Source organism: Roseibium sp. LAB1, assembly GCF_054658235.1.
On sequence record NZ_BAAGIB010000003.1, the window covers coordinates 574,712 to 598,236 of the forward strand.

Genomic DNA, 23,525 nt, shown 5'->3' on the forward strand with positions numbered 1-23,525 from the left:
CAAAAACAATCACCGTTCTATACGACTATTGCTTAACTTGCGTTTTGATGCCAAGCATATTTTGCATTGCACATTGGGATTTCGCAGTCGCGTAAACTCCGGCACACTGCCGACTGTTCGGGAGAAACAGGCTGACGCGGTGCTGCGAAATCAAGAAAAAACAGGCAGCAGAACGCCTTAGGAGGATGAGTGGCATGAGTGCATCGGGTGAGAGCCGGCCGGAGAAGGATCGTCCGTGGATTTTCCGGACATACGCGGGTCACTCTACGGCGGCCGAATCGAACAGGCTCTACCGTGGCAATCTTGCCAAGGGTCAGACCGGCCTGTCCGTTGCATTCGACCTGCCGACCCAGACCGGATACGATCCGGACGATGCGCTGGCGCGTGGTGAAGTCGGCAAGGTCGGTGTGCCGGTGGCCCATCTGGGCGACATGCGCGCCCTGTTCCAGGACATTCCGCTGGAGCGGATGAACACGTCCATGACGATCAACGCGACTGCGCCCTGGCTGTTGTCGCTCTATATAGCCGCCGCCGACGAGCAGGGGGCCGACCGCACGCTTCTGTCCGGCACCACTCAGAACGACATCATCAAGGAATATCTGTCCCGGGGCACCTATGTGTTTCCGCCGGCGCCGTCGCTCAAGCTGACGACCGATGTCATCGCCTGGACCTATTCCAACATGCCCAAATGGAACCCGATGAACGTCTGCTCCTATCATTTGCAGGAAGCAGGCGCGACACCGGTGCAGGAGCTGTCCTTCGCGCTGGCGACGGCGGTGGCCATTCTGGATTCCATCAAGGCGAGCGGTGCCATTCCCGACGAGGATTTTCCGAAGGCCGTCGGCCGCATTTCCTTCTTCGTCAACGCGGGCATGCGGTTCATTACCGAGATGTGCAAGATGCGCGCCTTCACCGAACTGTGGGACGAGATCTGTCTGGAACGCTATGGGGTCGAGGACGAGCGGTACCGCCGCTTCCGCTACGGGGTCCAGGTCAACAGCCTCGGCCTGACCGAGCCGCAGCCCGAAAACAACGTCTACCGCATCCTGATCGAGATGCTGGCGGTGGTGTTGTCCAAGAATGCGCGTGCCCGTGCGGTGCAGCTTCCCGCCTGGAACGAGGCGCTGGGCCTGCCGCGGCCGTTCGACCAGCAGTGGTCGCTGAGGATGCAGCAGATCGTTGCCTATGAGACGGACCTTCTGGAATACGCGGACATTTTCGACGGGTCTGCCGAAATTACCCGGAAAGTGGAGGAACTGAAGGCGCAGGCCCGGGAAGAGCTTGCCCGGATCGATGCCATGGGCGGCGCGGTCGCCGCGGTCGACAGCAGCTACATGAAGCGCCAGCTTGTGGAATCCAATTCAGCGCGTCTGGCCGGCATTGAGGGCGGCGAGCAGGTGGTGGTCGGCGTGAACCGCTGGACGGACAGCGAGCCTTCGCCGCTGGCCGCAGGTGAAGACGGCGGCATCCTGACCGTTTCCGAGCATGTCGAGGAAGAAGCGGTCGAGAAGATCAAGGCCTGGCGCGAGGCACGAGACAGCGCCGCGGTCGACACCGCGCTGGCGAATCTGAAGGCGGCTGCCCAGGAAGGCCGCAATATCATGGAGCCTTCGATTGCCGCGGCAAGGGCAGGCGTGACCACAGGCGAATGGGGCCGGACGCTGCGCGAAGTCTTTGGCGAATACCGGGCACCGACCGGTGTCGGCCAGGCCGTGCGGGACACCGCCGGCACATTGGCCGACATCCGCTCGGACGTGGAGGCGGTTTCGGAGAAACTCGGCCGCCGCTTGAAATTCCTGGTCGGCAAGCCGGGGCTGGACGGGCATTCGAACGGTGCGGAGCAGATTGCGGTCAGGGCGCGCGACTGCGGCATGGAAGTGGTCTATGAGGGGATCCGGTTGACTCCGGCCCAGATCGTCAACGCAGCGGTGGAAGAAGATGTCCACGTGATCGGTCTTTCGATCCTGTCCGGCTCGCATCTGGCGCTGGTGCGCGACGTGATGGACAGGCTCCGGGCTGCCGGGGCGGACGATATCCCGGTTGTTGTCGGCGGGATCATTCCAGACGAAGACGCTGCCCGGCTGAAGGCACAGGGTGTTGCCGCGGTCTATACGCCAAAGGATTTTCAGCTCACTGACATCATGGCGGATGTTGTGCGAATTGTTGGCAGCCGTGCGGAAAAGGCCGCTTGAAACATTCAGTTGCCTGAAGTGACGAGTGTTCTGATGTAAGTATTATCTGCGTCGTGCATCGATTATTCCCGTGCCAGATAAACTTTCGGTTGCGGCTGACGTAGTCTTGTCTGCGTCAGTTTCTCCGACAGGTTCAAGGTTTATTTATACTTGGTCATTAGTAGTTTCCCTTAGTGCGGGTCTAAGCAGGAAACGATCCGATGATACGCAAGCCAATTTCCAGAATAACTTCAATTCTCATCGGATTGCGGGACGGGACCAGTCTGCGCCAGCAGATTGCTCTTCTGGCGGCTTCGCTTTGCATCCTTTCCATTGCCGTTGCTGCCTTTGGAGCAGCGTTGATCGCGCGCGGCGAAGCGATCCGTGAAAACCGCTGGGATCTGACCCTGATCGCACGCAGCATGGCGCAGCGGCTGGACCAGACGATGTTCGATCGGTTCCGCGAAGTGCGCAATGTCGCCGACATGGAATTGCTGAAGCCCGTCTGGACCCGGAATCCCGATAGCATCCGCGAGACGCTCGACCAGTTGCAGAGCAGCCTGCCGCAATACGCCTGGATCGGTTTCGCATCCGTCGACGGAACGGTCGTCGCCGCGACGCGTGGCATGCTGGAGGGCGCCTCTGTCGCCGAGCGACCCTGGTTTGTCAGCGGTTTGAAGGGGCCAACCGCCGAAGATGTTCATCTTGCCAAGTTGCTCGACCATCTTCTGCGGACAAGTCCCGACGAGGCACCTTTCCGCTTTGTCGATGTGGCAATGCCCGTGACGGACGAAAGCGGCAAATTGGCAGGCGTCCTTGGCGCTCATATGAGCTGGAACTGGGCTGAAGAAACCCGGCGCAACGTTCTGGACAACAATCTCGGCAAGGAAGGGCTCGACCTGTTCGTGCTCGCGCGTGACGGCACCGTGCTTGTCGGTGAAGATGCAACGGGCAGGTCGATCGCCCAGGAAGATGCCGCCTTCGATCCGGCCAATCCCGACATGATGGTCGAAGTGGTCGAAACAGCGGGCCTCGGTGATTATCCGGGACTGGGCTGGAAAGTTGCCGTGCAGCAGCCGATCAGCGTCGTGTCGGCCCGGGTGGCGGATCTGGTGCGCAACATCTTCCTGATCGGACTTGCGGTTGCCTGTCTGTCAGCGCTGTTGGCGTGGCTGGTCTCGCGAACCATCTCGCAGCCGCTTCTGGGGCTAGTGTCCGCTCTGGACGGGATCGGGCGTGACGAAAAGGAAACCACTGTTCCGCGCCTGCATGGGTTCCGGGAGCTTTCGCAGGTTTCCGCCTCTGTCAGGTCACTGCTGCGCCGCCTTGGCAGCGTGGAAGAAAGCGCGAAAAGCGCCCGGGACATGCTTGAGGAGCTGAAAGACGAATACAGCCGGAACATGCGTTCCAGCGAAGAGCGAAACCGGCAGCTGGGAGCCGATATCCGTTCCTTGAGAACACTGGCGGAGCACGACCCGCTGTCGGGTCTGCTGAACCGGCGCGCGTTCCAGCCGTTTGCCGAAGACGCGTTTGCGACGTTCCGGCGCCATGATCGGCCTTTCAGTGTGCTGATGATCGATGCCGATCACTTCAAGACCGTGAACGATCGCTTCGGGCATCGGGCCGGCGACGACGTGATCCGGGCCATCGGCGAAACCATCGTTGAAGAAATCCGATCGACAGACAAGGCCGCCCGGTTCGGTGGGGAAGAATTCGTCCTGCTTCTGAGGGAGAACGACGCCAATGGTGCCTGGGTTCTGGCCGAACGTATCAGGTTGAGGATTGCAGCCTTGTCCGTGGAGGAGGGGCAAGGCAGTGTCTCGGTAACGGTCAGCATCGGCCTGGCTGAGGCCACTGTCGAGGATCGCGACGTCGAAGACACGATCGCCCGGGCCGATCAGGCGCTTTACGCCGCCAAGTCTTCAGGACGCAATCGAGTCTGCGTCGACTATCCGCTCGGCCGGTCTCAATCAGCCTGAGGCTGTTGCCCTCGGCAGAAACCGGATTAACCTAGCGTAAAGTTTTGTTAACTCTTTGTTGAGACAGTTGGCAGGTTCCGCCAGAAGGCGGTAATTCTCTGATGGCCAGGAGGCCGGAATGGCGACGATCGAAAGGCCGCAATCGGCCCAGGTCGTGGCGCATGCGACAGAGTATCCAGCGGACCGTGACGGTGACGGCACCGGTTACGACCGCAGAAAGAAGCGTGACACCGCAGAGCGCCACGAAAATGAAACCGGACTGTCCGATGACACTCCGGCATTCCTTATTGATGATCATCATACGGTAAATCATGTGCTGGATGGCGTTGCCGCCTACAAGGCCGCTGCGCTGCAGGTCATGGAGCCCGGCATCGATCACGGACCGGTGCACCCCTTGCGCGGGCCGGTCGATCGAGTACCCGCCGACAATATCCGCCATGCCTATGAGGATCACGATGATGGTGAGCCTCCACATGAGGTGAATGTCGCGACCTGACGGACAGACTCGTCCGAAAGGTTGAAGTCTCTTGGCTCGTTACGTATTAACCCGTATCTATGGCCGGCAGGGGAGATCCCCTATCGTTCGCGCATCGATGGGCATCCTTGCGGATGCTGCACCTGGTGCCGCCGTTCCGGTTGGCAGGCCTGCCCATATCTGGTGCAGGCGGTCGATCCCGGGTGACAAGAGCTGGAGACTTGAGTTTGACTTTCCCCACACATCTTCTCGAAGGCTACGGCCGTTACCTCAACAAGGGATTCGTCAGGCACAGGGAAACCCACGAGCGGCTCGCGGTCTATGGCCAGACACCGGACGTAATGGTGATTTCCTGCTGCGACAGCCGCGTGACACCCGAAGGCATCTTCAATGTCGGTCCGGGTGAATTGTTCGTGGTGCGCAATGTTGCCAATCTGGTGCCGCCTTACGAGGACACCGAAGGTCAACACGGCACCAGCGCGGCGATCGAATTCGCGGTCAAGGGGCTTCAGGTCAAGCACATCGTGATCATGGGACATGGTCATTGCGGCGGGGTGAAAGCCTTCCGGGAAAACGCGAATGCTCCAATGGCGACAGGACAGTTCATCGGCCGCTGGATCAAACTGCTGGAACCGGCGGCGATCGCCATGGCCTGCATGCCAGTGGACAAGGCGGACGATCCTCAGCTGGCCATGGAATATGCCGGCATCCGGCAATCGCTGAAAAACCTGCTGACCTTCCCGTTCATCGAAGCGGCGGTTCAGGAAGGGACGCTCAGCCTGCACGGATCCTGGTTCGACATCGGGTCCGGCGAGCTGCGGGTGATGGACCCGGAAACCCAGAGGTTCTCCACCACCGCCCCGAATGTTCTCGAAACGGCGAGATAATTGCAGCCAGGAAAGGGACGTCATGCTCGTTGATCCGGTGCTCTATCGCCGAATGGCCAAATACAACAGCTGGATGACCGAAAAGGTCTATGCGGCGGCGGGTCTTATGAGCGATGAGGACCGCAAGTCGGACCGGGGAGCCTTCTTCCGGTCCGTACATTCGACGCTCAACCACATCCTGTTTGCCGACAGGGCCTGGATGAGCCGTTTCACCGGCCGTAAATACGAAATCAAGGGCATGGGCGTCGATATCTTCGAGAATTTCGACGAGTTGAAAGCTGCTCATTTCGACATGTGTCTGCAGATTTCCGATTTTGCCGAATGGTTGACCATTGACTGGCTGGCGGAGGATCTGGAATGGACAAGCGGTCAGGACGGTATTCCCCGGTCACGGCCGCGCTGGATCCTTGTCACCCACATGTTCAACCACCAGACCCATCACCGCGGCCAGCTGTCAACGCTGCTGACCCAGGCCGGGCACGACATCGGCGTCACCGATCTGCCGTTCATGCCGGACCTGGTATGATCGGGATCCGTGGCTGACCGTCAGTTGGCCACGCGGCGCAGTTCCCCGAGATCTATGCTCAAGATGGTGTCCCGGAACGCGCGCAGCAGGTCTGTGTCGAGTTTGCCTTTCATCTCCGCCAATGTGGCAAAGGCCTGCCTGGGGCTCATGCTGTCCTTGTAGGCGCGTTTTTCCGTCAGTGCCGAATAGATGTCGACAATGGTGATGATGCGAACGAGTTGCGGAATCTGATCAGCGGCAAGGCCGTCCGGATAGCCGGTGCCGTCCAGAAACTCGTGATGCCAGATGGCCATCTCGGCGGCTTCCCTGGGGATGTCCTTGCAGTTCTTGAGGATCAGCCGGCTGTAGGCAGGGTGCTTGTTGACAAGCTGGCGTTCCGCGTCCGACAGCTTGCCAGGCTTGTCGAGAATGGACAGCGGGATCTTGATCTTGCCGAGGTCGTGGACCAGAGCACCCATTCCGAGCATCGCCTGGGTTTCGGCCGAAAGTCCGAGGACCTTGGAAAACAGCATCGTGTGCCCCGTCACCATCATGGTGTGGCAAAAGGTGTGGCTGTGATGCAGCTGCACAGCCGTGAGCCAGGCGCCGAGGCCGTCCGATTCAATGGTGTTCGAAATCTCGACACTGGTTCTCGCCAGGCTCGCCAGAGGCAGGGCAGCGCCGGTCAGGGCTGCGGTCGAGGTCGCGGAAAGTGCGACGCAGGTGGATTTCACGGTTTCTCCCACCTTCGGGGAGCACTTGCCGTCAATTTGCGGCAGGGAATAGTCGGCAGCTTTCTCACGGATTTTCAGCAATAGCGTGCCAAGTGGTTCGGCGCGGTCAACAAGGTCATGGCACCCCAGTTCACGCACCTGCATGATCTGCTGCCGGTTCTTCAGGTCGAGGACGGCGATCACTTCACAGGTTGCCTTGGCCAGCAAGGTCTTCAGAACAGTAAAATGCTCCGGTGTGGCTCCAAGGAAGTCGGCGACGACCAACACGTTTGCGGGCAGTTGTGGTCCGAGCTCGGAAAACGACGCGAGTCTTGCCGGATACAATGAGCAGATTTCAAGGAAGTTTTTGCTCGCCTTGTTCGTGTCTGCAATCGTCAGCAAAACCTGCATGATGAAGAGTTGCCTTTTTACGCTACGGAATATTCCTTGGTAAGGGGCGCGCCTTAAAGAAGTATTTCACGGAAGCACCAGGCTAACTGCTTGTAGGTTGTAATTAAGTTTGAAAGCGGATCGATAAAGTATTTGGTGAATCCGGAGTTAAGGTGGAGCGCTCCCAATATAGGGCGAGGCAGGAATTTAACCGGTTGAGATGCTGCTGCCTGCCCTGTCATTCGGCAAAGACCCTTCGGCGGCCAAACCGCCCCGCGTGGGGCGGCCGAGTCATGCCGCAGACAGGCCCTTCAGGCCAGAGTTGCTGTGCGGACAGCACCGCAACGATCAAAGCATCATGCGTCGGTCTTCATCCCGTAATTCTTCACCGCGCCGAGCACCGCATCGATTTCGGACTTGGATAGAATGTGCGGCGAGCCGATCGTCCGGCTGAGGATGTAGGCCTTTGCCAGGATTTCCAGTTCCTCCAGCCGCCAGAGGCCCTTCTCAAGGGTTTCTCCGACAACCACCGCGCCGTGGTTGGCCATCAGGCAGCCATGCCGGTCCGTCATGGCGCCGGTCACCTCGCGGGCAAGTTCGTCGCTGCCGAAAAGAGCGTAGCCTGCCAGGGGAACCGTGTCGCCGCCGAAGAGCGCGATCATGTAGTGGCAGGAAGGAATCTCCATCCGGTTGATTGCCAGCGCGGTGCAGTGAACCGGGTGCGCGTGCACGACCGCGTGCATGTCCGGCTTCGCCCTGAGCAGAGCAAGGTGGAACTGCCATTCGGTCGACGGCGGCAGCGGGCCATCGAAGCCGCCATCGCCATCCAGCGGAATGGAAGCCAGCATCTCCGGGGTCATACGATCATAGGGTACGCCGGAGGGCGTGATGATCATCCGGTCGCCCGCGCGTGCGGAAATATTGCCCGATGTGCCCTGGTTGATACCGCGGCTGTTCATTTCCTTGCAGGCATCGATGATGGCCTCGCGAAGGTCGGGGGTATCCTGATAAGGCGTCTTAAGCATTGTCTTCCGTCAGATTGAGCATTTCGGTCGCTGTTTCCGAACATGTGGCGATATGGGTGGCATAGCCGCCACGCAGGGCTGCCAGCATGGGTCTGGCACGGTCGGGGCCTGAGCCGACAAGCAGCCCCATGTCCTTGCCGCGCATCTGGTCCAGGGTGACGGCGATCATCCGGTCCTCGATTTCCCGGTTGAGACCGTTGCCGTCGTGGTCGATCAGGCGGCCGCAGATCACGCCGATGGCACCGCGTTCCGCGCAAGGGTCGATGTCGGACGGGTCGAGCAGTCCGGTATGGACGACGTGGCTGTCCGCCGTGCAGGTGCCGCAGGCGAAGATGGTCTTGTTGCAGTCGGCGACAGCATCAAGCTGCATTCGGATCACCGGTTCCTGCTTCAGTTCCTCCACCAGGGCCCGGTTCGACAGCAGCAGCGGCACATGCAGGTTGACGCAGTGCGCGCCATAACGGCGGGCAAGCGTCGCCGAACAGGTTTCCGCGGCAAAGCCGAGTGCCGCCGGACGCGAGCCGACAAGCTGAACCACCGTGAGGTCCGGCACCGTCACGCGGGGTGCGGCTTCGGCGACCCGGTAAACCGTCTCACCCCAGGCAACGCCAAGCCTGTCGCCCGGTTCCAGCAGGCCCGGTAGCCAGTCGGCAACCACCCGCGTTACACGGTCGAGCGACTGATCGGCGCCGGCCGGCGATGTGGGAACGACAATGGCATCCCGCAGGCCGAACCGGTCAACGAGGCGTCGTGCCAGATCGTGGTTTCGGAAGATATCCGTATCCAGCGTGATGCGGACATAATCGCGTTTTCGCGCTTCGGACAGATAGTTGACGACGGTCGCCCGCGAGATGCCGAGGCGTTCGGCGATCTCGTTCTGGTTCATGCCTTCCTGGTAGTAGCACCAGGTGACCTCGATGATGGCATCGTCCTGGCTGCGCGCCCTTGTGGCCGCAGCTGGTGCCGCGGCCTTGGTACCGGAGGGCCGGGAACTGGTCGGTCCTGGGCTCATGCGCTCTTGGCGATCCCGCTGAGATCCGGGAAGAGAGCCGCGAGGCCTTCGGCGCTGGCGTCGCACACGCCGCGTTCCGTGATGAGGCCGGTGACGAGGTGGTTCGGCGTAACGTCGAAGGCGGGGTTGCCACCCGGCGTGCCGACCGGTGTCACCTGCACGATGCCGATGCTGCCGTCGTCGGTCAGGCCCTGAATGTGGGTGACTTCCCGTTCCTGGCGTTCCTCGATCGGAATTTCGGCAACGCCGTCATCCACCGTCCAGTCGATGGTCGGTGACGGCAGGGCGACGTAGAAGGGCACATTGTTGGCCTTGGCGGCCAGCGCCTTCAGATAGGTGCCGATCTTGTTGCAGACGTCGCCACGGCGCGTGGTGCGGTCCGTGCCGACGATGACCAAGTCGACAAGGCCATGCTGCATCAGGTGCCCGCCGGCATTGTCGGTGATGTAGGTGTGCGGAATGCCATGGCTGCCGAGCTCCCAGGAGGTGAGGGCGCCCTGGTTGCGCGGGCGGGTCTCGTCCACCCAGACATGGATCGGAATGCCGGCGTCATGCGCCTGGTACATCGGGCTTGTGGCCGTACCCCAGTCGACGGTGGCGATCCAGCCGGCGTTGCAATGGGTCAGGATGCGGACGGGCTCGCCGTCCTTCTTGCCGGCGGCGATCTTGCGGATGATTTCAAGACCATTCTGGCCGATGCTGTGATTGATGCCGACATCCTCGTCGGAAATCTCGTGTGCCAGCTTCAGCGCGGCCGCCGCACGGTCTGCTTCGGGCAGGGGCATCAGGTGCGCACGGCAGCGGTTGAGCGCCCAACGCAGGTTGATGGCTGTCGGCCGGGTCTTGTCGAGATATTCCCAGGCCTGATCCAGATGGGCGTTGGACGGGTCGACCTTTGCGGCCAAGGCCATGCCGTAGGCTGCCGTTGCGCCGATCAGCGGCGCGCCGCGCACACGCATTTCCACGATGGCGTCGGCAAAATCCTGGAGCGTGTCGACCTGCTGGATACGGAATTCATGCGGCAACCAGCGTTGATCGATGATCTGCAAGGCAGCCTTGTCGTCATCCCACCAGAGCGAGCGGTAATGGGTGCCGTTGACCTTCATGGGATGTCCTTCTTGTTGAATTGGCGCGCAAGCTTCACAAGCGCATCGGTCGAGCCGTAAGTTTCGGGCGACAGGATGAGGTCGGCCCCCATCAGCAGGTTGCGCGTTTCAAGGCGGCGCTTCATCTGCTTGTCCTCGATTTCCTCGAAATCGGCGTTGTGGGCGAGTGACAGGGTGCGGCGGTGCATCTCGATGCCGCAATAGCCCATGGCCTCGGTGCGGATCTCCTGCAGGAGGCCGGCACAGGCGAAGCCGGACGCCTGTCCCTGATCCTCGAACAGGGAAGCCGGATAAAGCATGCCCGTGCGTTCCGTGTTCCAAAGCCGTGTGAACTCGGCCTCGAAGGCGGAGAAGGTTTCGGAAATGACCGACAGAACCCATTCCTGGAAATCGTCCAGAGTGTCTGCGCTGCGATGGGCAGGCTGGCTGAAATAGGCCATCAGAAAGTTTGCCGTCAGCATGCCGATGTCGAACCCGAGCGGGCCGTATTGCACGAATTCCGGATCGATGACGCGGCTGTCGCTGTCCGTGGACATGATGGAGCCGCTGTGCAGGTCGCCATGCACCATGGTCTCGGTGTTGGAGGCGAATTTCATCAGGAAGCGCTGCACCTTCGCCTTCAGCTCAGCATTGGCGCGCAGGTCCGCTACAACGGGATCGAGGCCGTCCGTATGGTGGTTCATCTCCGCCGCGTAGTACGGGTCGGTGAAGACCAGCGCCTCGGTGATTGCAGGAATTTCCACATTGCCGGCGAACAGGCTGACGTCAGCCTTCTTGTCGGCGCTCTTCATGGAGAGTTCCGAGCCGCGAAATGCCGTGCGGGCGCAGAAGGCACCAAGGAACGCTCCGAGCCCGGCAACCTTCTCGCCGTCGATCAGCTTGCGGCGCAGGATCTTGTGGGGCGAGAGGTATTCCATGACGATCAGCGCCTGGCTCTCGTCGAAGTGATAGACCTCCGGCACCGCGCCCGGGTCGCGGGCGGCCTGGCGCACAAGCGCATGGTTCTCGTAAAGCGCGCGATAAAGCGGCAGCGGCCAGCTGTCGCCGACCAGGCGAACATAGGGCAGCGCCTGCTTGACGATGATCGTGCCTTTGGAGCCTTCGACGATGAAGACAAGATTGAGGTTGCCGTCGCCGACTTCGCGAACGGTCCAGTCAGACGGGTCTGCTCCGATCCTGTCCGCAACGGCGGCAATCCCGGAAAGTCTCTCGCCGAGCGTTTCCGGCGTCAGGGGCCGATAGAGGTCTGGCGTGTCCATCTTGGGTCTTGTTCCTCCCTATTTTGCCCCGATAATGGTCAAGATTATTCAAAAGTCAACACAGTTGACAAATGCCTATTTAGCGTGTTGTAACGATGACAAGCGGGGGAGGAACTCGCAAAAACATCGGGAGGAAAGGTGCCAGACGTCACCTGTAAATTGAGCGGCTTGGAAAAGTCCTTCGGGCGCAATCACGTGCTTCGGGGGATCGATCTGGAGCTGCGCGCCGGCGAAGTCACGGCGTTGATGGGGGCCAACGGTGCTGGCAAGTCGACGCTGGTGAAGGTCCTGTGCGGCTATCATTTTGCCGATGCCGGCGAGATCGAACTGGCCGGTGCACCCTTCAAGCCACTCGACGCGGCAGATGCCATCTCAAAGGGCGTTGTTACCGTGCACCAGTCCATCGACGATGGTGTGATCCCGGATCTCGATGTCGCCACCAACCTGACGCTCGATCTTCTGACGGAGCCGGGCGCCGATTTTTTCGTCAATGACAGGAAGCTGCGCCGGCAGGCCCGCAAGGTTGCCGAAAGCATGGGGCTGACAATGGACGTGCGCACCCGCGTTGCGGACCTGGAGGTCGCCGACCGGCAGATGATCGCCATCGCCCGTGCCATGGCGCGCGCGCCGAAACTGCTCATTCTGGATGAGCCAACCTCTTCCCTGTCCGCTTCCGAAGCCGATCGCCTGTTTGCGCTGATCGACAGGCTGCGCGCGGAAGGTGTCGCCATTCTCTATATTTCGCACCGCATGTCGGACATCCGCCGGGTGGCCGACCGGATTGTGTCCATGCGCGACGGGGCAATTTCAGGCCTGTTCGAGACGGAGCCGCTGGACTATGTCGGCGCGGTCAACGCCATGCTTGGGCACCAGATGACCGAGGTCGATATCGAGCCGGTCTCAGGCGGTGATCCGATCCTGGAAGTTGAAGGTATACGCCTTTTCGAGAACGCCCCGCAGATCGACCTGACTGCTCGCGAAGGCGAAGTGGTCGCCCTTACCGGACTTCTCGGCAGCGGAACTACGGAGCTGGCCGAAGTCCTGTTCGGACTTGCGAAACCCGCAAGCGGCAGCTTGCGCCTGGACGGCAAGGACTACACGCCGAAAAGCGCTGAAGACGCCGTCGCCAAGGGTGTGTTCATGTCGCCCAAGGACCGCAGCGTGAATGCCGTGGTGCCGGACTTCGATATTGCCAACAACATGACGCTGCCGTTCCTTGGTGCGTTCAGCCGGTTCTCTTTCTTAAGCGATCGCGGGCAACGTAGGGCCGCCGATGACATGATCGGCAAGATCGGCATCGTCTGTCAGGGCAATGGCGACGGCATCAACACGCTGTCGGGCGGCAATCAGCAAAAGGTCATGATCGGCCGCTGGTTGCTTCAGGCAAGCCGCGTTCTGTTGCTGGACGAACCTTTCCAGGGGGTCGACATCGGCGCCCGGCGGGACATCGGTCATTACATCCGGCAAACCGCGAAAGGGCGCACGACGCTCGTCTTCGTGGCGGAAATCGACGAAGCCCTGGAAATCGCCGACCGCATCGTCGTCATGCATGAAGCCGCGATCGTCGGCGAATACATCAACAAGAACGTCGACCTGAACCGTCTGGTCGCGGATGTCTCCGGTCCGGCGAACGGGCAGGGACAGCACGAGGCGGCAACGCAGGCAATGGCAGGATGAATACCGGAACAATGAACAAGAACCCGCTCGAACTTGCCATCCGCTACGGCTTCCTCGTCCTGCTCGGCGGACTGGCCCTTTTCTTCAGCCTCTATGCCAGCGGTTTTGCCAGCCCGCGCTCGGCAGTTTTCATCCTGCAGTCGGTGGCCATTACCGGCATTCTGGCGCTTGGCGTCACCTGTACACTGGTGGTGGGTGGCTTCGATCTTTCCATCGGCTCCGTGGCGACATCGGCCCTGATGCTGTCCGCCTATTCCATGGTGGTTCTGGAACAATCGGCCTTTGTTGCCGTAGCGCTCTGCCTGGTGATGGGCGCGGTTGTCGGTCTGATCAACGGCTTCCTGATCGTGAAGATGCGCGTACCGGATCTTCTGGCGACGCTCGGCATGATGTTCCTCTTGATCGGCCTGCAGCGCATACCGACCCAGGGCAATTCGATCGCGACCGGGATGAGCCTGGGCGATGGGGTTGTGGCGGAAGGCACGTTCTCCGCGGCTTTCCTGTGGCTCGGCCGGCACCGGTTCGACCTGTTTCTGGACCGGTTGCTGCCGGTGCCGGTGGTGGTGTTCCTGCTGATCGCGCTGCTGATCTGGCTGTTCCTCGGCTACACCCGTCATGGCCGCCTGATGTATGCAATCGGGTCCAACGAACGGGCTGCAGAACTGGTCGGCACCAACGTGCAGCGCTACAAGATCGTGGCCTACATGATCTCCGGTATGCTGGCGTCGGTCGGCGGCATTCTTCTGGCCGCGCGTCTCGGCCGTGGCGACATCGCCTCGGGCAACAATCTTCTGCTCGACAGCGTTGCGGCTGCGCTTATCGGCTTCGCGGTGCTGGGCGCTGCCCGTCCGAATGCCTTCGGCACAGCCGCAGGTGCGCTGTTTGTCGGCATTCTTCTTCAGGGGCTGACCATGATGAACGCCCCTTACTACATGCAGGATTTCGTCAAGGGCGCCGTACTGGTCGCCGCCCTTGTCTTCACATTCTACCTGTCCTCGCGACGCGGGGGCCGGAGAACAGCGTGACGCCCTGAATGGCGCCGTTTCCATTGGGAGGAAAACAAATGCTGAGACGTGAATTCATGAAGTTGGCGGTTGCCGCCGGGATCGGACTTTCCGGCGGAGCGGCTTTCGCAGCCGATATGCCGGCCCCGTTCGACAAGCCGGAAGAGGTGAAGATCGCCCTGGTGCGTTATCTGTCCACCGGCGACTTCTTCCAGTCCTATCTGTCGGGCGTGGAAAAGCAGGCAGCTGCCCTTGGCGTCGACCTGCGCGTTCTCGACAGCCGTCAGGATGCTGCCCTTCAGGCCGACATGGTCGACCAGGCCATCGCGCTTGGTGTTGACGGGATCATCATCCAGCACGGCCTGACCGAATCCATGAAGGCTGCGGCACAGCGCGCCGTCGATGCAGGCATCAAGGTCGTCGCTTTCGACGTCAACGTTGAAAACGATGCGATCCCGCAGATCGAGCAGTCCGACTACCTGCTCGGCAAGCTGGCGCTGGAACAGGCTATCAAGGACAATGGCGACAGCTTCACTGCCGGCTATGTCTATGTGCCGGGTATCGCGCCGCTGGACCGCCGGGATGTCGCCTGGAAGGAAGTCAAGGAAGCCAATCCGGGTATCACGGAAGCGGCCATGTTCGGCACGCTCGACAACCCGATTGCCAACTCCGTTGCCAACCAGGCCCGTTCGGTGCTGCAGGCCAACCCGAACATCAGTGTTGTCTTTGCCCCATACGACGAATTCGCCAAGGGCGTGAAGATTGCAGTCGATGAAGCCGGTCTCAACCAGGACATCGATATCTATTCCGCGGATGTTTCCACGGCCGATATCTCCGCCATGCGCGAACCGGATTCCGCCTGGGCGGCAACGGTTGCGACCAATCCGGCGGTGGTCGGCGAAGTCAGCGTGCGCACGCTGGCCCTGATGCTGGCTGGTGAAGATCCGGGCAAGCAGGTTGTCGTGCCGCCTACCCTGATCACCCAGGAGTTCCTCAACGAACAGGACGTCAAGAACATGGAAGAGCTGGGCCAGAAGATGCCGCAGTTCCAGCATGCCGACGTGTCTGTTGCCGAGTGGATCCCGCTTCCGGCCCGCTAAGAAGAAATTCGGTTGCTCGTCAAAAGAAAACCCGGTGTCCATGCACCGGGTTTTTTTGTTTTGCGGGGTTCGCCGATCAAGGCAGTGCGCACTCCAGCGGATCACATCAGGGATTGCGACGCCTGTTTCACGTTCTTGGTGGCCGCGTCGATCTGGGCCGTTGCCGAAGAAATCGACTGCATGTTCGAGGTGATCATTTCCACGCCCTGGGCGGCCGAATGCATGTTGGAGGAGATGTCGTTGGTGACCGCCGACTGTTCCTCGACCGAAGTTGCGATGCTGGCGGCGATTTCGCCGACATTCTTGATGACCGTCAGGATCGATTCGATTGCGGAGACCGCCTGTCCGGTCGTTTCCTGCATCGACCCGATCTGGTTGGAGATTTCCTCGGTCGCCTTGCTTGTTTGTGCGGCCAGGCTCTTCACTTCGGAAGCAACCACGGCAAAGCCCTTGCCGGCTTCACCCGCTCTTGCGGCCTCGATGGTGGCGTTCAGGGCCAGCAGATTGGTCTGGTCCGCGATGCCGTCGATCAGTTCGATCACGGAGCCGATCGTCTTGGCGTCTTCGGACAGTCCGCTCATGATATCGCTCGACCGCTCCGCCTCGGTGGCGGCGCTTCGGGAGACCTCGAGCGCGGTCTGGACCTGACGGCTGATTTCCTGGATCGAGGCAACAAGTTCTTCTGCTGCCGCGGCGACTGTCTGAACACTTGAATAGGTCTGTTCGGACGCGGAAGCCGACGTCGTGGCTTGTTCGGTCGTATTGGAGATGGCTGCGGCGATTTCCGACAGATCCTGGTCGATGCCCTGTTGAACGGTGGTGCGGCGACGTCTTTCAACGACCTGCGGGGTGCGGTCCGTCGCGAATTTCACGACCTTGAAGGGACGGCCGGCGGAATCGAATATCGGATTGTAGGTTGCCTGGATCCAGACTTCGCGCCCGCCCTTGCCGATGCGTTTGAATTCGCCCGCCTGATATTTCCCCTCCGACAGATTTTTCCAGAACTGCCGGTACTCGGTGCTTGCTTCGTAATCTTTCTCCACAAACATGCTGTGTTTGCGGCCTTTGATTTCGTCGAGGGAGTAGCCCATCGCGGACAGGAAATTTTCGTTGGCGTCCAGGATCGTGCCGTCGAGATCGAAATGGATCACGGCCTGCGACCGGTTCATCGCTTCAACCTGACCTTCAAAATCGGCGCTCTTCTGCTTGCGCTCGGTGATGTCCGAGGCGATCTTGACTACCTTGACCACCTTGCCGGCGCTGTTGAGGATCGGGTTGTACGAGGCTTGGATCCAGACTTCCCGGCCACCCTTGCCGTAGCGCAGATATTCTGCGGCTTGAAATTCGCCTTGGGCCAGCTTTTTCCAGAACGTCTTGTAATCCTCGGACGCAGCGTAGTCGGCATCGACAAACATGCTGTGATGCTTCCCCTGAATCTCGCTGAGGGAATAACCCAAGGCGTTCAGAAAGTTGGGGTTGGCTGTCAGGACCGTGCCCTCGGGAGTGAACTCGATGATGGCCTGCGAACGGCTGAACGCATCAAATGCGGCTTTCCACATGTTCGACCCTGAAAACAGCACCACTTCTACTCCCGATTATTACATTTGTTGAACTGGGAATTGTCGTTGGGGAACCTGAAGAAAAGGTTGCGGTGACCTTGGAAAGTCAAAGGAAAGCTCATGCGGGCGAACAATTTTCGCTGATGGCGCTACCTATTGGCTGTGATGTCGTCAGGTATTCAACTTGTGGAGGGCGTTGATCCTGTCTAACAGGCCCTGGCCTGTCGCCGGACACGCCCAAATTCGGAACTCAGCACCTGGGTTCGAAATTTTCGCAACAGGTCCATGTCGAGCTTGCCTTTCATCTCGAACATGATGGCAAAGGCCTGGCGCGGGCTGAGGCTGTCCTTGTAGGCACGTTTTTCGGTGAGCGCTGAGAAGATGTCGCTGATCGTCAGCAACCTGACCAATTGCGGGATCTGGTTGCCCTTGAGGCCATTCGGATATCCGCTGCCGTCCAGGAATTCATGGTGCCACAATGCCATCTGGACAACTTGTTTGGGAACTTCCTTCCGCGTTGCCAGAATCTCCTGGCTGTATAGCGGGTGTTTGTCGACGAGTTCGCGTTCTTCCTTTGTCAGCTTGCCGGGCTTGTCCAGGATGGTAAGCGGGATCTTGACCTTGCCCAGGTCGTGAACCAGCGCACCGAGACCGAGCAGTGTCTGGTCTGCCTCCGAGTGGCCGAGCGAGCGAGAAAACGACACGGCGTGACCGGCGACCATCATCGTGTGGCAGAAGGTGTGGCTGTGATGGCACTGAACCGCGCTCAGCCAGTTGTCCAGGCCTTCCGTCATGATGGTGGAGGTTATGTCCTTGGCGTTGGTCGCCAGCAGGCGCATCGGCAAGGGGGCGCCGGAAAGCGCAGCAGCGGACATGAGGTTCAAACCCATGCTGCTGTCTTCGACCGATTTGACAAGCTTTTCCGAAAACCGGGTGGGGAGCGCAGGTTTGGAGTAGTCGCCCACGATCTCGCGTATCTTTGCGAACAGGACCGCGAATTTGTCCTCGCGGTCGACCAGGTTGTAGAAGCCGAGCTCGCGCGCCTGCAGCACGCTCTGCCTGCTTTTGGTGTCGACGATGCCGAGTGCCGGAACGGTCTGGGGGCCTCTGGAAAACTCCCGCAGGATGCGGATGTGGTCAGGGCCAAGGTCGAGAAAGTCCACAAGAAGCAGAGATCGCGGCTTGATGTCCAGCAGGTTGGTTCTGGAGAAGGCAATTCTCTTTGTCGGGTAAAGCGTCGCGATTTTTGCAAATCGCGTTGGGAAGTTCCCGAAATCTACTGCCGCCACTAAAATTTGGACCATGATAAATCGGCATCTGAGAAAATATTGGTTGAAATCAAGGATTGTAGAAAAAGACTAAAAAAGCTTTAGTGAAATTTACAGGTAAAATTACGAACAAGGTCCAGTAATTTCTGGAGCTGGAACTTCTTTTTAACGTCCCGTGATGACCCGTCTGATCATGAAGTTTTGACTGTACCTGTTTTGATCTGCGTGCAGTGCAGCAAAAAAACGTGGTGCTGAGCGAAATGAAGCTCACCGGTTGCGGTGTCGGGACATTCGCCTTGTCCTCAGGTTACTTGAAAAATATCCGGACTGAAATAACCGGTTCGTCCGACTCGTGAGCGTTCGGCCGTGATTGCGGTCCGGCGGGGCCTTGCGCTGCGGACACTTGGCAGGAAGCCTATGCCGCAGGGTGATGCAGGCAAGACATTGGCTTTCGGATATGAAAAGGGCACGGACAGTGTCCGCGCCCTTTCGCAAGTCGACATGTTTCGGGCCCGGAGCCTCAGGCGGCTGCGACACCATCCAGGAAGGTTTCCACTTCCTGTTTCAACTCTTCGGTGCGGGAAGACAGCATTTCGGAGGCGTCCAGAACCGACTGGGAAGCCTTCGACGTCTGGTTGACCGCGCTGGAAAGGTCGGACATGCAGGAGGACACGAAGGTAGTCCCTTCCGCCGCGTTCTGGGCGTTCTGCGAGATCTCCCCTGTGGCCGAACCTTGCTGGCTCACTGCCGCCGCGATGGTGCTGGTGTAGGAATTCACCTCTTCCATGATCTTGGTGATCTCCGCAATGGCACCGACCGAATCCTTCGTGGCATCCTGGATGGCGGTGATCTGGGCGCTGATTTCCTCGGTTGCCTTGGAGGTCTGGGTGGCCAGTTCCTTCACTTCGGCTGCCACGACCGCAAATCCCTTGCCGGCTTCGCCGGCGCGTGCCGCCTCGATGGTGGCGTTGAGGGCCAGAAGATTGGTCTGTTCGGCAATCGCCTGGATCAGCGTCACAACTTCGCCGATCTTGGAAGCGGAGGCCGCGAGCCCTTCCACTTTCTCGTTGGTCATGCGTGTGCCTTCGGTTGCCCGGCCAACGACTTCCGTCGTCTGGGCCACCTGGCGGGAAATCTCGCTGATGGAAGCGGAGAGTTCTTCAGCGGCGCTGGCCACGGTCTGAACGCTCGACGTGGCCTCATCGGCAGAGTTCAGGGTTTCCGTCGCACTCGAGGCGCTCTGGCCGGACAGGTCGGACAGGTGACCGGCGGTGCCTTCCAGGCCCTGCACCGTTTCATTGACCGAGTTGAGCACGTTGGACACATTGGTCCGGAAGGATTCGATCAGCGCCTGAACACGGTTTTGCCGGTCGGCGGCTGCCGCTTCGGATGTGCGCTGATGCTCAGTCAGTTCAATCCGTTCAACAGCCCTGTCACGCAGCGTGCTGACCGCCTGGGCGAGTGTTCCGATTTGGTCGGAACGTTCCTTGAAGGGAACTTCGTCGGCAAGGTTGTCCTGCGCAATCTGATCGGTGATTTGCGCCAGTCTTGTGATCGGACGGAGCTGGCGGCGGATGGCAAGGATCAGAAGGATCACCGAAACGGCAACGACCGGCAGCACCAGCATCGCGTAGCGGCTGGTCAGTTCCCATGCGTTTGCTTCGACTGCAGCTTTTTCAACGCCGGCATAAAGAATGCCGAGAATATCGCCTGTGGTGGAGAAGATCGGCTGATAGACCGTGAAATAGTCCTTGCCGAGAATGGTAGCCTGACCGTGGAAGGTCTTGCCCTGCGTCACGACGGGATACACCGCACCGTTCTGGCCAAGCTGGGTTCCGACAGCCCGTTTGCCGTCACCCTTGATGATGTTGGTGGTCTTGCGCCAGAAATCCTTGGTTTCAGAGTCCCATGCAAAAACAGTTGCGGTTTCACCGGTCATGCGTCCGATGGAATCGATCAGGTCATGATTTTCGAACACCGGCATTTCGGCCAGCTCGATCCGCTTGACGTTGCCACTGGAGTCCCACGAAACCTTCGCCCCGTCGATACGGTCCTGAAACAGCGTGGCTGCAACACGAAGGTTGATATCCTGCTTGACCTGGGCACGATCCTGAGCTTGACCAAGCGCGATTTCGTACAGGATAAAGCCCACAACAATCATCGATATTCCAAGCACGCTGGCAGAAATAATTGCGAGCGTCGAAGTCACGCTTAATCGGGACAAGAACTTCTTCATCATTTCCCCCAAGGTCATATTTCAGATCATCTTTGACGATTTGCGTAAATTAAGAATGAAAGAAAATTCGCGTAAAAATGGCAATAATAATCACGGTTTGGTGAGCGTTTCAGAGTTCCGTGAAAAGGCTGCAGTTTATGTTGTTTTTGTGTATTTTCTCCGGATCTTTCATCTCTGTATCGCAGGAGCTTCTGCCTTGTCGCTTTCCTGAAGCTGAACTGAAATAAGCAGAAACCCTCGGTCAGTCATAAGAATGCTGGAGGAAACATGACTCGCCTGGCGGCTCTTTGCCTTTTCCTGCTTTGCATTTCGGGGACGTCCGTCCTTGCGCGAACCGTTACCGATTCGGCGGGCCGTACGGTCGAGATCCCGGAAACGGTTACCCGGGTGTTCGCAGCCGGGCCTCCCGCGTCCATTCTCGTCTATGCGCTCAAACCGGACGCCCTGCTCGGTTGGCCGAGAGCGCTGCGAGACTATGAGAAACCTTTCATAGCCGAAGCCTTCCGGGATCTGCCGGAGACGGGCCGCCTGACCGGGCGGGGCGGGGAGGCAAATCTGGAACGGGTGCTGGCACTGAAGCCTGATCTGATCATCGATTTCGGGTCCGTCCGCGATACCTACATCGATCTTGCCGACCGGGTGCAGGAGCAGACGGGCATTCCCTATCTTCTGGTCAACGGCCGTTTTGATGAAACCGCAGGCGCTTTGCGGCTTGTGGGCGAGGCTCTTGGTGTTCCGCAACGCGGAGAGCTTCTGGCCGCGGATGTCGAAGCAACCTTTGGAGCACTTGCGTCAGCGCTCGGCGCCGTGCCTGAAGGGGAGCGGCCGCGTGTTTATCTCGCCCGTGGCGCGGACGGGCTCGAGACCGGCCTGAAAGGGTCGATCAATACAGAGATCATCGAAAAGGCAGGTGGCCGCAACGTGGCCGACGTGCCCGGGCAATACGGACTGGTGCAGGCCAGCCCCGAACAGATTATCGTCGCCAACCCGGATACCATCGTGACCTGGGACCGGAGCTTCTATGAAGCCGTCTGGCAAGATCCCCTGTGGCAAGGCATCGCCGCCGTGCGTGAAGGCCGGGTTTTTCTGTCGCCAACGGCCCCTTTCGGGTGGATCGACAGGCCGCCGTCCGTAAACCGGATGATGGGGCTGAAGTGGCTTGCCGGTCTGTTCTATCCCGAGCTGTGGGACGGGGATCTGCGTCAGGAGACCGCTGACTTCTACAGGCTGTGGTACCACGTGGACCTTAACGACGCGGAACTCGACACGTTGTTGGAATGGGCAAAGGGGCGGGCTCCCTGACCGGTAAATCCTCCTCTTCTGCGCGATCCGGCCTGTTCGTCTGGCTGGGACTGGTGCTTGCAATTGGCAGTTTCGCGGCTCTTCTGATCGGTCCGTTTCCGCTCTCGCCGTCCGAGGCTGCCGGTGTGCTGGCGCGCGTGTTGTCCGGGGCGGAGCCTTCGGGGACGCAGGACACAGTCCTCCTGTTGATCCGCCTTCCTCGCGTGGTCGCCGCACTGCTTGTCGGTGCTTCTCTTGCTGCAGCCGGTGCCTGTTACCAGACCCTTTTCCGCAATCCGCTGGTCTCGCCGGACATTTTGGGTGTCTCCGCCGGTGCTGGGCTCGGGGCCGTGCTCGGCATCTTTCTGTCCCTTCCCGTTGCGGCAATCCAGCTGATGGGTTTTGCAGGCGGGCTCGCCGCTGTTGCCCTCGTCGGTTTTGTTGCCGCAACGGTGCGCGGAGGAGACAGCACTCTTGTCCTGGTGCTTGCAGGCGTTGTCGTTGGCGCTCTGGCAGGGGCGGCGACATCCTTGTTGAAAGTGCTGGCAGATCCTTATGACCAGCTTCCGGCGATCACCTTCTGGCTGCTGGGCAGTCTGGCGGGTGTGAAGGCCGGTGACATTCTGCCGGCAGTGCCAGTTGTTCTGTTCGGACTGGTTCCGCTGTTTCTGCTGCGCTGGCGCATCAACGTGCTGTCATTGGGGGATGAAGAAGCCAGGGCGCTTGGCGTGGAAGCCGGCCGATTGCGGCTTGTTGTCATTTTCTGCGCGACGTTGATCACCGCGAGCGTTGTCGCCATTGCCGGTGTCGTCGGCTGGGTGGGGCTGGTGATACCGCATATCGCCCGGATGATCGTTGGCCCCGGTTTCGGTCGCCTGTTACCGGCGGCAGCCCTTCTTGGTGCGGGATATCTCCTGGCCGTCGACACACTGGCGCGCACGCTATCTGGAATCGAGGTCCCGCTCGGTATTCTGACCGCCGTGGTCGGCGCGCCTTTTTTCCTGTGGCTGCTGGCCAGGGGGAGGCGGGCATGGGCGTGATGCTTAGCGCCGAAGATCTTGCCATCGGTTATCCCGGGCATGATGTCGGTAGCGGGTTGAACCTGACTACTTCTTCCGGGGACGTCTATTGCCTGCTGGGGCCCAACGGGTCCGGCAAGACCACTCTTTTCAAGACGCTTCTGGGTTTGTTGCCGGCGCGTGATGGCACGGTGCTGGTGGAAGGGCGACGGCTGAAGTCGCTGTCCCGTGCGGATATCGCTACACGGATCGCCTATGTTCCACAGGCGCACGCCGCGCCCTTTGCCTTTCCGGTCCTGGAAGTCGTGCTGATGGGCCGAACCGCAAAACTGCGTGCCTTTCAACAGCCCGGCCCGCGTGACAGGGACGTCGCGCTGGCAGCGCTGGCAAGGCTGGGCATCGGCGAACTCGCCGGAGCTGACTATACAAGGCTTTCCGGCGGACAGAGGCAGCTGGTGCTGATCGCCAGGGCACTTGCGCAGGAAACACGTGTCCTCGTGATGGATGAGCCAACAGCCAGTCTCGATTTCGGTAATCAGGCGCTGGTACTTTCCGAAGTTTCAGGTCTTGCGGCGGACGGCCTGACCGTTGTCCTGTCGACCCACGACCCGGATCACGCCTTTGCAATCGGCACCAGGGTGGCCTTGCTTCACGACGGCCGCATCAAGACCGATGGCCCCCCACACGAAGCACTGACAAGCGCTGCCCTTTCCAATGTATATGGTGTCGACGTGAGGATCGAACAGCTCGCCGACGGCCGCACCGTCTGTCTGCCGTCACTTGCGCGCAAGGGGAAGGTGGTACGGGTCTGAATTGTGTCTTGACTTATCCATAACTCCACAGTTATCAATCCAATCAA

Annotated in this window: 19 protein-coding genes; 11 read left to right on the forward strand and 8 right to left on the reverse strand. The window is 60.0% G+C overall.

What is annotated here, in order from left to right; genetic code table 11:
* The first annotated feature begins 185 nt into the window (after positions 1–185).
* The 5 genes from ACYQ54_RS20715 (at position 186) to ACYQ54_RS20735 (ending at position 6,038) form a co-directional block, all read left to right on the forward strand.
* Positions 186–2,192 carry a methylmalonyl-CoA mutase family protein gene (locus tag ACYQ54_RS20715; RefSeq protein WP_460085899.1) on the forward strand — a complete coding sequence of 669 codons (2,007 nt, stop codon included), beginning with the start codon at positions 186–188 and terminating at the stop codon, positions 2,190–2,192.
* A gap of 200 nt (positions 2,193–2,392) precedes the next feature.
* Positions 2,393–4,150, forward strand: coding sequence for a sensor domain-containing diguanylate cyclase (locus tag ACYQ54_RS20720; RefSeq protein ID WP_460085900.1), 1,758 nt, complete (start codon positions 2,393–2,395; stop codon positions 4,148–4,150).
* A gap of 118 nt (positions 4,151–4,268) precedes the next feature.
* Positions 4,269–4,646 (forward strand): hypothetical protein, encoded by a 378-nt coding sequence (locus ACYQ54_RS20725; protein ID WP_460085901.1) that lies wholly within the window; start codon positions 4,269–4,271, stop codon positions 4,644–4,646.
* A gap of 206 nt (positions 4,647–4,852) precedes the next feature.
* Positions 4,853–5,512: a carbonic anhydrase gene (locus tag ACYQ54_RS20730; protein WP_460085902.1), complete on the forward strand. Its 660-nt coding sequence runs from the start codon at positions 4,853–4,855 to the stop codon at positions 5,510–5,512.
* A 22-nt stretch (positions 5,513–5,534) separates the two neighbouring features.
* The gene (locus ACYQ54_RS20735; protein WP_460085904.1) at positions 5,535–6,038 is read left to right on the forward strand and encodes a DinB family protein; all 504 of its coding nucleotides are present in this window, start codon (positions 5,535–5,537) and stop codon (positions 6,036–6,038) included.
* A gap of 20 nt (positions 6,039–6,058) precedes the next feature.
* Here ACYQ54_RS20735 and ACYQ54_RS20740 read toward each other — a convergent pair whose 3' ends face one another.
* From ACYQ54_RS20740 to mtnK, 5 genes are all read right to left on the reverse strand, one after another.
* Complete coding sequence (locus ACYQ54_RS20740) at positions 6,059–7,141, reverse strand: HD-GYP domain-containing protein (RefSeq protein ID WP_460085905.1); 1,083 nt, start codon at positions 7,139–7,141, stop codon at positions 6,059–6,061.
* Between the two features lie 335 nt (positions 7,142–7,476).
* Positions 7,477–8,145: a class II aldolase/adducin family protein gene (locus ACYQ54_RS20745; RefSeq protein ID WP_460085907.1), complete on the reverse strand. Its 669-nt coding sequence runs from the start codon at positions 8,143–8,145 to the stop codon at positions 7,477–7,479.
* Positions 8,138–9,157 (reverse strand): sugar-binding transcriptional regulator, encoded by a 1,020-nt coding sequence (locus ACYQ54_RS20750; RefSeq protein ID WP_460085908.1) that lies wholly within the window; start codon positions 9,155–9,157, stop codon positions 8,138–8,140. The genes ACYQ54_RS20745 and ACYQ54_RS20750 overlap by 8 nt, the downstream gene beginning before the upstream one ends.
* Positions 9,154–10,263, reverse strand: coding sequence for an S-methyl-5-thioribose-1-phosphate isomerase (gene mtnA, locus ACYQ54_RS20755; RefSeq protein WP_460085910.1), 1,110 nt, complete (start codon positions 10,261–10,263; stop codon positions 9,154–9,156). The genes ACYQ54_RS20750 and mtnA overlap by 4 nt, the downstream gene beginning before the upstream one ends.
* The gene (mtnK, locus tag ACYQ54_RS20760) at positions 10,260–11,522 is read right to left on the reverse strand and encodes an S-methyl-5-thioribose kinase (protein WP_460085911.1); all 1,263 of its coding nucleotides are present in this window, start codon (positions 11,520–11,522) and stop codon (positions 10,260–10,262) included. Before mtnK ends, mtnA begins: the two co-directional genes overlap by 4 nt.
* 138 nt (positions 11,523–11,660) lie before the next feature.
* Between mtnK and ACYQ54_RS20765 the strand changes: the two genes are divergently transcribed.
* Genes ACYQ54_RS20765 through ACYQ54_RS20775 form a run of 3 tightly spaced genes read left to right on the forward strand, consistent with a single transcriptional unit; the run spans position 11,661 to position 15,303 of the window.
* Positions 11,661–13,199, forward strand: coding sequence for a sugar ABC transporter ATP-binding protein (locus ACYQ54_RS20765; protein WP_460085912.1), 1,539 nt, complete (start codon positions 11,661–11,663; stop codon positions 13,197–13,199).
* Positions 13,196–14,224: an ABC transporter permease gene (locus tag ACYQ54_RS20770; protein ID WP_460085914.1), complete on the forward strand. Its 1,029-nt coding sequence runs from the start codon at positions 13,196–13,198 to the stop codon at positions 14,222–14,224. The genes ACYQ54_RS20765 and ACYQ54_RS20770 overlap by 4 nt, the downstream gene beginning before the upstream one ends.
* A gap of 56 nt (positions 14,225–14,280) precedes the next feature.
* On the forward strand, positions 14,281–15,303 hold the full coding sequence (locus ACYQ54_RS20775; RefSeq protein ID WP_460086117.1) for a substrate-binding domain-containing protein: 1,023 nt from the start codon (positions 14,281–14,283) through the stop codon (positions 15,301–15,303).
* Between the two features lie 101 nt (positions 15,304–15,404).
* Here ACYQ54_RS20775 and ACYQ54_RS20780 read toward each other — a convergent pair whose 3' ends face one another.
* From ACYQ54_RS20780 to ACYQ54_RS20790, 3 genes are all read right to left on the reverse strand, one after another.
* Complete coding sequence (locus ACYQ54_RS20780; RefSeq protein WP_460085915.1) at positions 15,405–16,886, reverse strand: methyl-accepting chemotaxis protein; 1,482 nt, start codon at positions 16,884–16,886, stop codon at positions 15,405–15,407.
* Between the two features lie 182 nt (positions 16,887–17,068).
* Positions 17,069–18,166 carry an HD-GYP domain-containing protein gene (locus tag ACYQ54_RS20785; RefSeq protein ID WP_460085917.1) on the reverse strand — a complete coding sequence of 366 codons (1,098 nt, stop codon included), beginning with the start codon at positions 18,164–18,166 and terminating at the stop codon, positions 17,069–17,071.
* A 484-nt stretch (positions 18,167–18,650) separates the two neighbouring features.
* The gene (locus ACYQ54_RS20790; protein ID WP_460085918.1) at positions 18,651–20,291 is read right to left on the reverse strand and encodes a methyl-accepting chemotaxis protein; all 1,641 of its coding nucleotides are present in this window, start codon (positions 20,289–20,291) and stop codon (positions 18,651–18,653) included.
* 342 nt (positions 20,292–20,633) lie between these two features.
* On the opposite strand from ACYQ54_RS20790, the gene ACYQ54_RS20795 reads away from it, so the two are divergent.
* From ACYQ54_RS20795 to ACYQ54_RS20805, 3 genes are read left to right on the forward strand one after another with little or no spacing between them, the layout of a single operon-like run.
* Complete coding sequence (locus tag ACYQ54_RS20795; protein WP_460085919.1) at positions 20,634–21,668, forward strand: iron ABC transporter substrate-binding protein; 1,035 nt, start codon at positions 20,634–20,636, stop codon at positions 21,666–21,668.
* Positions 21,644–22,687, forward strand: a complete 1,044-nt coding sequence (locus tag ACYQ54_RS20800) for a FecCD family ABC transporter permease (protein ID WP_460085921.1) — start codon at positions 21,644–21,646, stop codon at positions 22,685–22,687. The genes ACYQ54_RS20795 and ACYQ54_RS20800 overlap by 25 nt, the downstream gene beginning before the upstream one ends.
* A complete protein-coding gene (locus ACYQ54_RS20805; RefSeq protein WP_460086118.1) occupies positions 22,684–23,478 on the forward strand; it encodes an ABC transporter ATP-binding protein in 795 nt (264 codons plus the stop codon). Before ACYQ54_RS20800 ends, ACYQ54_RS20805 begins: the two co-directional genes overlap by 4 nt.
* The last annotated feature ends 47 nt before the right edge of the window (positions 23,479–23,525 follow it).